The 13078-nt window shown below is 39.1% G+C and carries 15 protein-coding genes and 1 tRNA gene; 8 read left to right on the forward strand and 8 right to left on the reverse strand.

Features of this window, described 5'->3' with window-relative positions; translation table 11 throughout:
• Nucleotides 1–12: 12 nt before the first annotated feature.
• From AC6CHU_RS13165 to AC6CHU_RS13180, 4 genes are all read right to left on the reverse strand, one after another.
• Nucleotides 13–867: a MurR/RpiR family transcriptional regulator gene (locus AC6CHU_RS13165; protein ID WP_498122007.1), complete on the reverse strand. Its 855-nt coding sequence runs from the start codon at nucleotides 865–867 to the stop codon at nucleotides 13–15.
• A gap of 806 nt (nucleotides 868–1673) precedes the next feature.
• A complete protein-coding gene (locus AC6CHU_RS13170) occupies nucleotides 1674–1886 on the reverse strand; it encodes a hypothetical protein (RefSeq protein WP_498122009.1) in 213 nt (70 codons plus the stop codon).
• Nucleotides 1887–2055: 169 nt separating this feature from the next.
• The gene (locus tag AC6CHU_RS13175; protein WP_498122011.1) at nucleotides 2056–3030 is read right to left on the reverse strand and encodes a proline dehydrogenase family protein; all 975 of its coding nucleotides are present in this window, start codon (nucleotides 3028–3030) and stop codon (nucleotides 2056–2058) included.
• 198 nt (nucleotides 3031–3228) lie between these two features.
• Nucleotides 3229–3301, reverse strand: a tRNA-Val gene (locus tag AC6CHU_RS13180).
• Nucleotides 3302–3547: 246 nt separating this feature from the next.
• Here AC6CHU_RS13180 and AC6CHU_RS13185 point away from each other — a divergent pair.
• The 4 genes from AC6CHU_RS13185 to AC6CHU_RS13200 all read left to right on the forward strand — a co-directional run bounded on the left by AC6CHU_RS13185 (nucleotide 3548) and on the right by AC6CHU_RS13200 (nucleotide 6116).
• Nucleotides 3548–4312: a SurA N-terminal domain-containing protein gene (locus AC6CHU_RS13185; protein WP_498122013.1), complete on the forward strand. Its 765-nt coding sequence runs from the start codon at nucleotides 3548–3550 to the stop codon at nucleotides 4310–4312.
• Between the two features lie 120 nt (nucleotides 4313–4432).
• Nucleotides 4433–5047, forward strand: coding sequence for a YczE/YyaS/YitT family protein (locus AC6CHU_RS13190; protein ID WP_498122015.1), 615 nt, complete (start codon nucleotides 4433–4435; stop codon nucleotides 5045–5047).
• 109 nt (nucleotides 5048–5156) lie between these two features.
• Entirely contained in the window at nucleotides 5157–5375 is a 219-nt protein-coding gene (locus AC6CHU_RS13195) for a WYL domain-containing protein (protein ID WP_251170734.1), read from the forward strand.
• A gap of 156 nt (nucleotides 5376–5531) precedes the next feature.
• Nucleotides 5532–6116 (forward strand): hypothetical protein, encoded by a 585-nt coding sequence (locus AC6CHU_RS13200; protein ID WP_498122017.1) that lies wholly within the window; start codon nucleotides 5532–5534, stop codon nucleotides 6114–6116.
• A 115-nt stretch (nucleotides 6117–6231) separates the two neighbouring features.
• On the opposite strand, the gene AC6CHU_RS13205 is transcribed toward AC6CHU_RS13200, so the two are convergent.
• From AC6CHU_RS13205 to AC6CHU_RS13215, 3 genes are all read right to left on the reverse strand, one after another.
• The gene (locus tag AC6CHU_RS13205; RefSeq protein ID WP_498122019.1) at nucleotides 6232–8190 is read right to left on the reverse strand and encodes a TRAP transporter permease; all 1959 of its coding nucleotides are present in this window, start codon (nucleotides 8188–8190) and stop codon (nucleotides 6232–6234) included.
• Nucleotides 8180–8710: a DUF1850 domain-containing protein gene (locus tag AC6CHU_RS13210; RefSeq protein WP_498122021.1), complete on the reverse strand. Its 531-nt coding sequence runs from the start codon at nucleotides 8708–8710 to the stop codon at nucleotides 8180–8182. Before AC6CHU_RS13210 ends, AC6CHU_RS13205 begins: the two co-directional genes overlap by 11 nt.
• Nucleotides 8711–8846: 136 nt before the next feature.
• Entirely contained in the window at nucleotides 8847–9839 is a 993-nt protein-coding gene (locus AC6CHU_RS13215; protein WP_498122023.1) for a TAXI family TRAP transporter solute-binding subunit, read from the reverse strand.
• A gap of 230 nt (nucleotides 9840–10069) precedes the next feature.
• Between AC6CHU_RS13215 and AC6CHU_RS13220 the strand changes: the two genes are divergently transcribed.
• From AC6CHU_RS13220 to AC6CHU_RS13235, 4 genes are all read left to right on the forward strand, one after another.
• Nucleotides 10070–10792, forward strand: a complete 723-nt coding sequence (locus AC6CHU_RS13220) for an alpha/beta hydrolase (RefSeq protein WP_498122025.1) — start codon at nucleotides 10070–10072, stop codon at nucleotides 10790–10792.
• 191 nt (nucleotides 10793–10983) lie between these two features.
• Nucleotides 10984–11502 (forward strand): YjcG family protein, encoded by a 519-nt coding sequence (locus AC6CHU_RS13225; RefSeq protein ID WP_159868677.1) that lies wholly within the window; start codon nucleotides 10984–10986, stop codon nucleotides 11500–11502.
• A 4-nt stretch (nucleotides 11503–11506) separates the two neighbouring features.
• Nucleotides 11507–11929: a GNAT family N-acetyltransferase gene (locus AC6CHU_RS13230; RefSeq protein ID WP_159868680.1), complete on the forward strand. Its 423-nt coding sequence runs from the start codon at nucleotides 11507–11509 to the stop codon at nucleotides 11927–11929.
• Between the two features lie 147 nt (nucleotides 11930–12076).
• The gene (locus tag AC6CHU_RS13235) at nucleotides 12077–12751 is read left to right on the forward strand and encodes a DUF421 domain-containing protein (RefSeq protein ID WP_159868683.1); all 675 of its coding nucleotides are present in this window, start codon (nucleotides 12077–12079) and stop codon (nucleotides 12749–12751) included.
• 12 nt (nucleotides 12752–12763) lie between these two features.
• Here the strand turns inward: AC6CHU_RS13235 and AC6CHU_RS13240 are convergent, their stop codons facing one another.
• Nucleotides 12764–13045, reverse strand: a complete 282-nt coding sequence (locus AC6CHU_RS13240; RefSeq protein WP_159868686.1) for a hypothetical protein — start codon at nucleotides 13043–13045, stop codon at nucleotides 12764–12766.
• Nucleotides 13046–13078 lie beyond the last annotated feature (33 nt).

Here is a 13078-nt window from a genome sequence, read left to right on the forward strand (position 1 = left end):
TGCTGTTCAGTTTTATTCAACAAATAACTCCTGATCAGCAAATAAAATTTCCAGTTCCTTCCGTCTTCCAGCGATACGTTCACGAACCTGCTCATGGATACCCGCTATCAGCACCTCCAGCAGACTAATAACCGAAGCAATTGAATGATGTCCGGTATCCATTAGTTCATCAGTAGTAAGTGTGACTGCAGCCATCTGCCCGATTGGCGAAAGCTGCCGGTCTGTGATGGCAATCACCCTCGAGCCTTTCCTATCAGCAAACGATGCAAGCTTTAAAGTTTCCTTTCGATAGCGGGGAAAAGAAAAAATGACAACTGCTGACTGATCTGTCCAATCACACACATCCTCAGGAAGAAATCCATGAGGGTCTGAAATATAAACATTTCCCCTCATTTGTTTAAGTGTGTAGTAGAACCAGTATGCGGCTGCAAAAGAACTTCCAAATCCCCCAATATAAACCCTGTCTGCCTGGATTAATGCATCAATCGCTTTCCAGAGGTCATTATCATCAACCTGATCAAGCAATTGCCGAAGTATTTTCCTCTCTTGATCTATGACTCTCTTAAACAAGTTCTCGTGCGCTGCATTTTCTATGTAAGAATCATTTTCATCTGCAGCCTGTTGTTTCCCTGCAAGCCAGTCTTTTCTGATACGTTCCTGCATTTGGGAATAACCGCTGAATCCAAGTGCATACGCAAGCCGAATGACGGTTGTCTCACTGACACCTGCCTTTCTTCCAACTTGAAATGCTGTTAACAACACTGCTTCATCAGCATGCTCCATAATAAATTCAGCTGCTTTCCGCTGTCCTGGCGAGAGGGTTGAATAGTTTTCTTTAATCATCTGGCTAATTGTTTTCTTATCCATGCCGGCTCCTCATGAATAGTGAAGGAAAAACTTCTTATTCAAAGTATAAAGCACGAAATGCTTCTTAAACAAGAAAATTTTCTACTATTCGCAATTATTTTATTTATTTTGGCTTAGAAATCAATATTTTCGTGAAGGCAATCCTTCTTTAAGAAAATTTTAAAGGATAAAATACTTCTTTAGCAATAGATAATTGTATTTTTAATAAAATCTATTTATTTTTATGCACAACAAACAAATTAGAATTTAGATAAAATCGATTACAAATTATTAATGTTATATCTAAGTAAGAAGCCTGGAGAATTATTTGATTGCCAGATACCTCAGCACTAATAGTTTTACCATTTCTATTCATTCTTCTATGAATTATCATATTACAATCTGTATTACTGCAGCTCTTTCGTCCTTATTCATGCCTTTATAATGATCGCTGCCCAATTCAGGTAATTATGGAACATAAAAAAATGGCTATTCTGCTATTCAGCGGAATCCTCCGCAAAAGGAAATTTGATACGAAGTGAGAAGGAGATTTGATCATAAGATGGAGCGTATTTTTGTTTGGTTGAAATTTAAAGAATCCAAAAGAAAATCCCGGACAATGCAGTCAGGGATACCACTATAATTTTTATTTGTAAATAGGTTCTGGGTGAAAAGCCTGAAAAATCTCACCTGTCGGCTCAAGCCAACCTTCTCATAAACCCGGATAGCAGGCTCATTCTCCTTGATGACAGACAGGTAGATTTCATCGCATACATACATCTCTTTCATTTCCTCAATTACAAGCTTAATTGCAGGCATACCATCCTTTACCCTGGAATTGATGTCCAAGCATCAGACTCACAATACCGGTTATGGTCCCTGTCCAGTCCATGGGTTGCAAACCCCATTAAAATATCTTTGTCATATATTGCTTTGCATGTCCAGCCATTAACTGAAGCAAGAGCAATGAAAAAAGCATTGGATCCGACAAATCTTTCGAAGATCTGAAACTTCTTTTCCTGCTCTTCCTCAGGTTTCAAATTAATAATCTCAAAAAGTCTGTAACAAGTTTCAGCTGCAGGTCCATTTCCGTCCCTATCCTTCGGTTCTAAAATATTTGCTAAGATCAGATTCGCAGTTAAGATCAGAAATTCCTTTCGGAAAAGAAAAAGCCTCCCTGAATTTCTAACAAAGGGAGGCTCTTGCTTATTATTTTTTTCTCTTTTTTGTCAATCTTCCTAATAGGAAAGCTCCTGCTGCTACACCAATCACAGTATTGGTTTTCTTAGTAAATACCTGCTTGGCAACAAGGTTTATGTTCTGAGGCCGTTCTGCCAGGCGCCTCATGAAGTAACCGTACCAGTCATGCCCAAAAGGGACATATGTGCAGAAATTATAGCCTTCACCCGCAAGCTTCAGCTGCATATCCTTGCGGAAGCCATATAGCATTTGGAATTCAAATTTATCTTTTGGGATATTGTTAGCCCTTACAAAATCTTTTACATGATTAATTACATTATGGTCATGTGTTGCAATTGAAGTAAATTTGCCATTTAGCAGATGCCACTCTATTAATTTTATGAAGTTAGCGTCAATGTCATTTTTGTCCTGATAAGCAATTTCTTCAGGCTCCTTGTAAGCACCTTTTACAATCCGCAGCCGGAAATTCTGATACTTTTTAAGGTCTTCTTCTGCAGCACGGAAATATGCCTGGATAACAGTACCAAAGTTATCATATTCTCTGGATAATTCATCCAAAATATCAAAAGAGGGCTGCAGACGCTTTGAGTCTTCCATATCCATATTCACAAAAATACCATAGCGGCTTGCTCTCTCGACTATCTCCCTGACATTTTCAAGGCAAAAAGAATAGTCAATATCAAGGCCTAATTGAGAAGGCTTTAAAGAGATATGTGCATCAACCTGATTTTCATGAATTGCCTCTATTACTTCTATTATTTGTTTTTTCGCCTCTGCCGCCTCTTCTTTTTTAAATACAAATTCCCCGAGATTATCGACAGTACAAGAGATGCCATGAGCATTAAGCTCTTTTATACTCTGAATTGCTTCATCTAAATTTGTTCCCGCAACTACATTCTGCGCTCCCAATTTCAAACCATATTTCTTTGCAGCGTTATTCAGAAATTCGTTTTGGGAAAGGCCTATAAACAGATCTTTCAACATAGAAATATCCCCTAACTCTTGTAATTTCACAATAAGATTATAGCATGGATTTTCAATAAAAATTATTTTGCGAATTTTTATATTTTATTGATTCCCTACCAATGTTTCGTTAAAACCTCACAGGAAACCCGGCTCAACAATGACGATCCCCAGGCGCATAAAAAAACGCTTGGCATTATTAGCCAAGCGCTATAAGTATGATTCCGACTGGGTTCGAACCAGCGACCTCTACCCTGTCAAGGTAGCGCTCTCCCAGCTGAGCTACGGAATCGTTATGAATATTCCCCTTTACTTGGGACAATATAAAATATACTTCTTTTTATTCTAAAAGTCAATACCTATATTTCATCCAGAAACTATCAGGTTAGTAACTTTATAACCAGATTACATTCCCTTTACAAATTCAGCATTTGTACCTTTTAGGTATCTTTTTAAGATTATATGCTTTATAATGCCCTCTATATGATTCTTTTCTTAGTTGAATCAATCTATGCAGGGTTACGGAAGGAGAATTTGAATGAAGAAGCTAATGTACCCCTTTTTACTAGTATTAATATCTGCCGTTTTAGCTGCTTGTGGAGCTGATGACGAAAGCAAGAAGGCAGATAAAAAAGAAGAAGCAAAAACAGCTGAAACCGATCAGCAGGACCAGCAAAAGCAAATGGAAGAAATGCAAAAGAAAATGGATAAGCAAAAGCTTGATGAAAACAAGACAGTTGCCATTGTGAATGACCAGAAAATTCTTGGACGCGAGTATAACAGCGTGCTTACATCATCACAAATGATGTATCAGCAAATGGGACAAGATCCTACTAGCAAAGATGCTGCAGAAGAAATTAAGAAACAGACACTTGACAGTCTAGTGGGACAGACCCTGCTTCTACAGGAGGCTGATAAAAAAGGCTATAAAGCTTCAGATGAAGAAATTAAGAAAAAGCTAGAAGAAACAAAAGGGCAATTCAAAGATGACAAGGAATTTGAAACAGCAATGAAACAGGCTGGCCTTAATCCCGATTCATTAGAGACGGAAATTGCCAATAATATTAAATATACGAAATACATCGAAGGCGAGATTAAGCCTGGAGAAGTTACAGATGCTGATATTCAGAAGTTCTATGAAGAATATGCCAGCCAGGGTGGTGCTGAAGGTCAGGAGCCCCCTAAATTGGAAGAAGTAAAGCCGCAGATCAAACAGAATCTCGAACAGCAAAAACAGCAGGAAATGCTCGTTAAGCATGTAGAAGAGTTGAAGAAAAATGCAAAAATTGATATTAAGGTATAAATATATTTGAACAGCTCCCTATATCGGGAGCTGTTTTTCTATGCAAATGGCACTTAATGGATGTAATCTTCCCCTTGAGGAATTATTTAAATGCTGTAATATGTACTAGGGAGGATCAACATGATAAAACATACTACATTTATTCAAATAATTGCAGGTTATTTAATTCTCACTCTCGGTGTCTCATTAATCATTTTATCCAATATTGGTGCAGGTGCCTGGGACACTGTTTATGTTGGACTTTTTAATCAGTTCGGTCTGACCATCGGAACATGGTCATTCCTGGTCACTGCATCCCTTATATTTTTCAATGCCTTACTGACCTGGGAAAAACCGCAGTTTAAATCATTCATTGGTACCATATTAGCGAGTCTGGGGATTGATTTTTGGATGGAGATTGTTTTTAGCGGCTTCACAGTTACACAACTTCCCTATCAGATATTTGCCTTCTTCACTGGTATTATTCTTCTGGGCTTCGGGGTATCTATCTATATCCGACCGCAATTATTCAGCGGCCCAATTGATGGTTTAATGATCGCCACTGCCAAAAGGCTCAATATCAGCATAAAATCAGCTCGTATCATTAATGAATTTCTAGCATTAGCCCTTGGCCTTCTCTTAGGCGGCCCTGTAGGATTGGGTACATTAATTGTAGCCATCTTTTTAGGCTATGCCATACAATATGGAACTGCTTTTCTAAATCACTTAAAAGATAAGGGATTAAAAATTATTTAAAAGACTTCATTTGTGAAGTCTTTTTTTAAGCGAACAAATTTTCGTATTTCTCTTGATTAAGAACACACGTTCGTTTATAATGTAAATAAAAGTAAGGAGGGATTTCTCTATGAAAGGAATTCTTTATCGAGCTATGGAAGAGAGAAAACCTGTGGAAATCATTTACCACTCCAAACGCAATTCATTTACGCAAAGAAAAATATTAATCAAAGAACTTCGAGGCAGCACGATTTTAGCCTATTGTTTATATAGAAAACAGATGCGAATCTTTAATTTAAATCATATCATGTCCATTTTACCTGAAAAGCAGGCTCGCCAGATCAGCTAAAGGACAATTCAATATATTCATCAAGGCTGTATTTCACAGAAGAAGTACGCCTTTTTATTATGCCCCCTTCCCGATTATCCAGCTCCCTTTGGGGTATATATTCTCTAACTGGGATTGGACCCTAAAATTCTGCATGGTTTGGAAAGGATGGATTTTATGAAATCAAAATCATTCATTACTGCTTTGTTTGCAGGCTCCCTTTTATTGGCAGGCTGTAATCAGACTGAAGAGCAAATTGTAGAGAAGGAAGACAAAAACAACCCTTCTACTGAAGAACAGCGGGCAGAAACGAAGGAAGCATCGAAAGAGAACAAAAGAATCACTGAAGAAGTTGGCTTAGGAGACTCTCGAGATCTTTTCACAGAGGCTTATGGCGAAAATAAAAACAACGAGGAAATAGCCCGCTTTAATGGAGACAGTTTGCTGGTAGAGTTTCAGACCCATCGTGCAGTTAACGTTGAACTGCAATTTGAGGATATGGAAAAAGAAATGAGCAATGAAGAGGTTCTTGCATTTATCGAAAAAAGGATTCCGAAAGATGCTGAGGAAGTTAACAGAGTTAAAGATGATAATAACCACCGTGAAATCATTGAGTATAAAAGCGAACTATTAAAAGAAACCCTCAGTGAAGAAGTATATGAGGGGGATGAACCCGGTACCTTTACTGTTCTATTAACGAGCAGCGAAGAAAATTACGTCAGTGCCACACTTTCTATCGGCCATAGCGGCCAAGGTGCCTGACAGACCATACCAGATGAAAAAAGGAAGGATCTCATAGGAGCATCCTTCCTTTTTGCTATAATATTATTTTAAATTTGGAACTGCCCGGCTCGAGCCTGTTAGCCTTTTTATTAGGTTAAGCTGTTTGCGGCTTAGCCTGATCATCTTTTTTCATGAAAACCTGCAATGCAATCAACAGGATAAAGATACCTAAACCTACAATATCAGAAACCCCTTCAGGGTAAATAAGCAGCAGCCCCCCTGCAATTCCAAGCAGTCTTTCAAGAATATTCAGCTTTCGCAGCCAGTAGCCTATTACGCCAGCGCCTATGGCCATCATACCTGCCAAAGCGGTGAATACTACCCAGATTAAGTAATACCAGGTGGTATCAATCATCAATAACTCCGGTGAAAGTACAAACATATATGGAATAATAAAAGCCCCGATGGCAAGCTTGGAGGCTGTTACTCCAGTCTTTATCGGATCTCCACCGGATACACCAGCCGCCGCAAATGCTGCCAGAGCAACTGGAGGTGTGACATCTGCTATAATACCGAAGTAGAAAACAAATAAGTGTGCAGATAAATCAGGTACGCCCAGTAGAATAATTGCCGGGGCGGCTATTGTTGATGTAATAACATAGTTTGCTGTTGTTGGCGAACCCATTCCAAGGATAATTGCTGCAATCATTGTCAGCATCAAAGTCGGGATTAACAGCCCGCCGGAAAGATCAAGAAGGCCATTCGCCATCTTTAATCCAAGACCTGTCTTTACAACTACCCCAACAATAATACCTGCTGCAGCTGTGGCTGCAGCAACGCCCAAAGCCGTACGTGCACCATCAACTAAAGCATCGATAGCATCTCTGAATCCAATACGTGTTTCCTTGCTGATCATACTTACTGCAACCGTAATGACAATTGACCAGAGTGCAGCACGTATTACACTCATTCCGCTCATAAGCAGGATGATAACTGCCAAAATAGGCAGCAGCAGATAAATCTTTTTCATTACTTCTTTACGGTTAGGCATCTCTTCGTCTTTCAGACCTCTAAGGCCTACACGCTTTGCTTCGAAGTGAGTCATGATCCAGACCCCTGCAAAATACAGGAGCGCCGGAATTGCAGCAGCCTTAGCAATATCCCAATATGTAATACCGCCGCCAATAAACTCAACCATCAGGAATGCAGCAGCACCCATTATCGGCGGCATTATCTGGCCGCCGGTTGATGCAGTGGCTTCAACTGCGCCAGCGAATTCTTTCTTGTAGCCAAGCTTTTTCATCATTGGGATGGTAAAAGATCCTGAAGTTACTACGTTAGCTACAGAACTTCCGCTTATTGTTCCCTGTAGTGCACTTGAGAAAATGGCAACCTTCGCCGGTCCGCCAGTTCTCTTTCCAGCGATAGAAACAGCCAAATCATTAAAATACTGCCCTACCCCGGTTTTTACAAGGAATGATCCAAATAACAAGAATAAAAATATAAACGTAGCAGATACACCTAAAGGAGTACCCAGGATTCCCTCCGTTGTAAAGAACATGGTCTGCACCAATCTCTCTAAATCCAGACCGCGGTGCGCCAAAAATGCCGGCATATATGGCCCAAAAATCGCATAGGCAAGAAAAACAACAGCAATAATGGTTATTGGAAGTCCAACCGCTCGCCTGGTCGCTTCCAATACTAAAAGCACTGCTGCTAATCCTACATAAAAATCTATTTCAGTCAAACGCCCTGCCCTCATGACTATTTCATCAATAAAAAGCGGCCAATAAGCTCCTACCGCAACACCCAGTATAGCTAAAATTATGTCGTACCAGGCAACTTTATGATTTCGGCCTCTGTCTTTTTTTCTTGCAGGGAATAATAGAAATATTAGGGCCAAAGCAAAACCTAAATGAATCGAACGCTGCAGCTGAGCTGTAAGCATCCCGAATACCCCAGTATATAAATGGAACAGAGAAAATGCCAGAAGCCCCAAAAAGACAATCCAGCCCAATAATCCTCCTAATTTCCTTGTACCTGCCTCAGGATCATATTTTTCAAGTAATTTTTGCTGTTCCTCGAGAGATAATGTTTCCCCTTTATGTTCCAAGGATATTCACTCCTTTCACACCTTCGAATAAGTTTATTTTTTTTGCCTTAATTCGTACCCATGTGCCGGGTTCAATATAATTGGAAAGGACGTATTCTTTGTCTTTGAAAATTAACCTGTGATTTGCCTTCACCTTCCCCAGTCTTAAATCAAATGAAGGAAGTACCCTTTTCATATTCTTAATATAATATTTGCCATCCTTTTGCTCGAATATCTCTCCTTCTGAAGCATTCTCAGGCATACCGATCGAAAAGTCTTCATACATGAGTTCAAACAAATTAATATTGCCATCCTCAGTTATGGTATAGCTTTCTACAACATCTGAAAGGTGGATGGAATGGGTATACTTTATTTTAAAAACACTTCCTTCATTAAGCGGAAAGTAAGCAATCACATTTCCTTTGTTTTGATACTCGAAAACAACTGCCTGCTTAATGGGAATGAAAAAAATGATTGCGATGGTAATGACTATAAGGATTACCAGGCTCAGTTTTCTAATCCCCCGCTTTTGAAAACACATGGAAACTCCACCTAAAAAGTATTGACAGTTTTTACATGTCAACGCTGTTTGATATTAAAATTAATTGACCGGCGCAATAACCCTAACAGGTTTTACAGCCGGCCAAATTTCATCCTCTGATTATGTTAGTGAAACATTATTCAGCTTTAAAGCCTTTTTCGTCAAAGTACTTTTTAGCACCTGGATGCAGTTCAATGCCAGTACCTTTAACAGCATTTTCAGCCTTAATCATTTTTCCTTTGGCATGTGTAACTTTATCAAGGTTCTCAAAAATTGCTTTCGTAACATCGTAAACTACATCCTCTGAAAGGTCATTTGAAACAACAAGCATTGCCTGCACTGCCACTGTCGGCGCAGCTTCTGCAAGCTTATATGTTCCAGATGGCACTTCGTCCTGTACATAGTAAGGATATTTTTCGATTAGTGCATCAATTTTATCCTGTTCAATCGGAACGATCACAACATCTTCAGTTGCAGAAAGTCCTTCAACAGCACCTGTAGGAGTTCCTGCTGTAACGAATGCTGCATCAATATTGCCATCCTGGATTCCGGCAGTTGACTCATCAAAAGAAAGATCCTGCTTTTGAATGTCATCCAATTTGATTCCATGCACTTCAAGAATTTGTTCTGCATTCGCAGCTGTTCCTGAACCAGGTGCTCCGATTGAAACCTTTTTGCCTTTTAAGTCTTCAACAGATTTAATGCCAGATTTTGCAGTAGTAACGATCTGGATCGTTTCAGGATAAAGCGTGCCGATTGCACTCACATTATCCACAGCTGCACCTTCAAACATTAACTTTCCTTCTTGCGCATATGACGCAATATCTGTTTGAGAGAAAGCAATCTCAGCATTGCCGTCTTTCAGTGTGTTCATGTTCTCTGCAGATGCACCTGAAACTTCAGCATTTGTATCAATGCCTGTAGCATCAGAAATAATCTCAGCGAATGATCCGCCCAGCGGATAGTATGTACCGCCTGTTCCACCAGTCACGATGCTCATGAACTTAGGCTTGTCTGCGCCGCCTTCTTTATCACCGCCGCCTTCATCTTTTCCGCCGCCGCAGGCTGCAAGAACCATAGATAGTGCTAACAGCAGAGCTGTAGCTAGAAACATACTTCTCTTTTTCATCCTGTTTCCCCCTTTTATATTTAGAAAATTCTCTATTATATACTAACATAAAACTTATCAGAATTGTTAAATGATCCCTAATTACCTTTTAAAAAAAAGAAATTTACATACTCCATTAAATTGCACTCTGTCTATGAATGATAATGCAAGTAAAAAGCAATTCCTATATATATATGATAAAATCATCATGTAAACTCTTACATAAAGACTAAACGGAGGATAAGACCAATATGGATTACCCTAGAGGATCAATACAGGATATAACAATTCAAAGCAAAGAACTGGGTGAAGAAGTTGAATTGCTCATTTATTTGCCCGCTTCCTTTTCACCTTTATATAAATACACTGTTGTTATAGCCCAAGACGGTAAAGACTACTTCCAGATGGGAAGAGTCGGACGGGTCGCAGATGAATTATTAGATTGTAAAGAAATCGAAAATATCATTATTGTTGGAGTTCCCTATAAAAACGTAAAGGACAGATGGAAGAAATATCATCCGGACGGTGAACAGCATAATGCATATATCCGTTTTCTTGCACATGAACTGGTTCCATACCTTGACCGTGAATTCCCTACTTATCAAATGGGAATGGGACGAGCCCTTATGGGAGATTCCCTTGCTGCTACTGTTTCCTTAATGGCAGCCCTTCAATATCCTAATACATTCGGAAGGTTAATTCTTCAATCACCTTATGTTGATAATTCTGTTACAGAAGCAGTAGAGGAATTTACGCAGCCCCACCTTCTTAATATTTATCATGTAATCGGGAAAGGCGAGACATCTGTAAAAACTACTGGTGGCGATGAGAAAGATTTTCTAACTCCAAATCGGGAACTTTCCAATTTGTTAAAGCAAAAGCAATTTCCTTACTTCTATGAGGAATTCGATGGAGATCATACTTGGACATACTGGCAGCCGGATTTAAAAAGAGCGTTAAAGTTTATGTTTTAACTTAGAATTGAGTGAAAAGAACTACTCTTCCTCAATAAAAAGATTCCCTAAGCTCACTGCTTTTTATTATGAAAAAAGGTATAATTATATAATGAATTTAGAAAATTTGCTATAATGATTCAACAAAGTGTTTTTCATTTATTGTTTAACCTGCCAATTATAAAAAAATTAAGAAACATGGAGGTTGTTGTATGGAGACTAATTACGGCATCGTTATTTTCCCGTCAAAAAAGCTGCAGGATTTGGCCAATTCTTATAGAAAGCGGTATGATCCTCATTATGCTTTAATTTCTCCGCATATAACTTTAAGATCGCTCTTCGAAGCGACTGAAGAAGAAATAAAGCAATTGACAGAAACACTTTATGAAATAGCTAAAAAACACGAACCGTTTCAAATTAACGCATCAAAAATCAGCTCATTCCAGCCAGTCAACAATGTCATTTATTTCAAAATTGAACCTTCATCCCAGCTCGAAGAGTTACATGTAGAACTGAATGATCATATTAGCGGAGAAACACCTGAGTATAATTTTGTTCCCCATATTACCATTGGGCAAAAACTCTCCAATGATGAGCATTCAGATGTATATGGGAGCTTAAGAATGCAGCCTGTAAATCACGAGGAGATTGTAGATCGTTTTCATCTTCTGTATCAGCTGGAAAACGGATCTTGGACCGTTTATGAAACATTCAGGCTAGGAAAGGAATAGTGTAATGGAAGTTAAGGTGGTATCATCAGAACAAGAAATGCAAGATGCCTTCTCAATAAGGAAACAAGTTTTTGTCGGCGAGCAAAATGTTCCCCTGGAAGAAGAGATCGATCAATTCGAGGACGAAGCAGTCCATTTTGTACTATATAATAAGGGTATTCCCGCAGGTGCCGGAAGGTTTCGCACCGTTGACGGCAATGGCAAAGTAGAAAGAATTTGTGTATTGAAGGAGCACCGCAAAAGTGGATCCGGAAAAGCAATTATGGATAAAATTGAAGAACTTGCCAGGAAACAAGGACTGCCTGCTTTAAAGTTAAATGCCCAGACCCAAGCCATTCCTTTTTATGAAAAGCTGGGCTACCAGGTAATCTCAGAAGAATTTATGGATGCAGGAATCCCCCACCGTACAATGAAGAAGACGATATAGCGGACAAGCTCCTGCCCTGATGGCAGGAGCTTTTTTAAATGCCTAATCTCAGGCCGAATTGTTAGAAGCACTTAAAACTTACATGCAATAATTTAGGGACTTTCTGCAAACACTATTCAGGATATAGCATTCTAAGGAGTGGTTTGAATGGAATATTTACATATCCTCAGTGTACTTGTGATAGGCTATTTTTTCTTATTTATAATGGCGAAACTCCTGGGCAAAACCCAGATCACACAGATTACTCCTTTTGATTTTATCTCCGCCATCGTATTAGGTGAGCTCGTTGGCAATGCTCTGTACGATCAGGAGACTGGAATTCCCGAGATTTTCTTTGCTGTTACAGTATGGGGTACCCTCATTTACGCAACAGAAACGCTTACCCAGAAATTTAAACGGGCACGCAAGCTACTTGAGGGTGAACCTTCAATAGTAATAAAAAAAGGGAAAATTATTTTTGAAGAACTGAAGAAAAATCACCTTGATATCAATCAGCTGCAGCACCTCCTCCGGGCAAAGGATGTTTTTTCAATAAGGGAATGTGAATATGCCATTCTGGAAACAGATGGAACAATCAGCGCTTTAAAAAAAGCGCTCTACTCGACACCAACCATTCAAGATTTAAATCTTCCACTAAATAATCCTGAACTGTCTGTAACATTAATTTTAGATGGAGAGGTGGTTTGGGATAATCTTAAAAGCATTAATTGGGACGAAACAATCCTAAAGAATGAAATAAAAAAATTCGGAGCGAACGGTATCAAAGATGTTTTGTACGCCGAATGGAAAAAAGGAGAGGCTTTGCACGTGCAAACGTACTAAGCCCCTCCTTTTTCATATACATTCACTAATAAACCGACCTTTTCCTGTCAGGTCTCCATATATATCGTCTGCTTTTTTCCCATCAGTCCGCGTTTTTTCAGCCTGTTCTTGAGTATTTGATTTAGGAAACCTTCTTTGTACATCCAGGGGAAGTGCTTGATGGAAAGCTTTTGGATTAGATTGTGCGGATATCCTGGCAACTGGAACGAACCGAAATGGGTCATACTTTGTGCTATTCTTTCTTTCTGCATACTGTTTATATTGATATGAAGTTACCGGTAGAATGTAGCCCATTAAAACTCCCCTTTCGATTATGTATTTTATCTA

The sequence above is a fragment of the Cytobacillus sp. GQ23 genome (assembly GCF_059758675.1).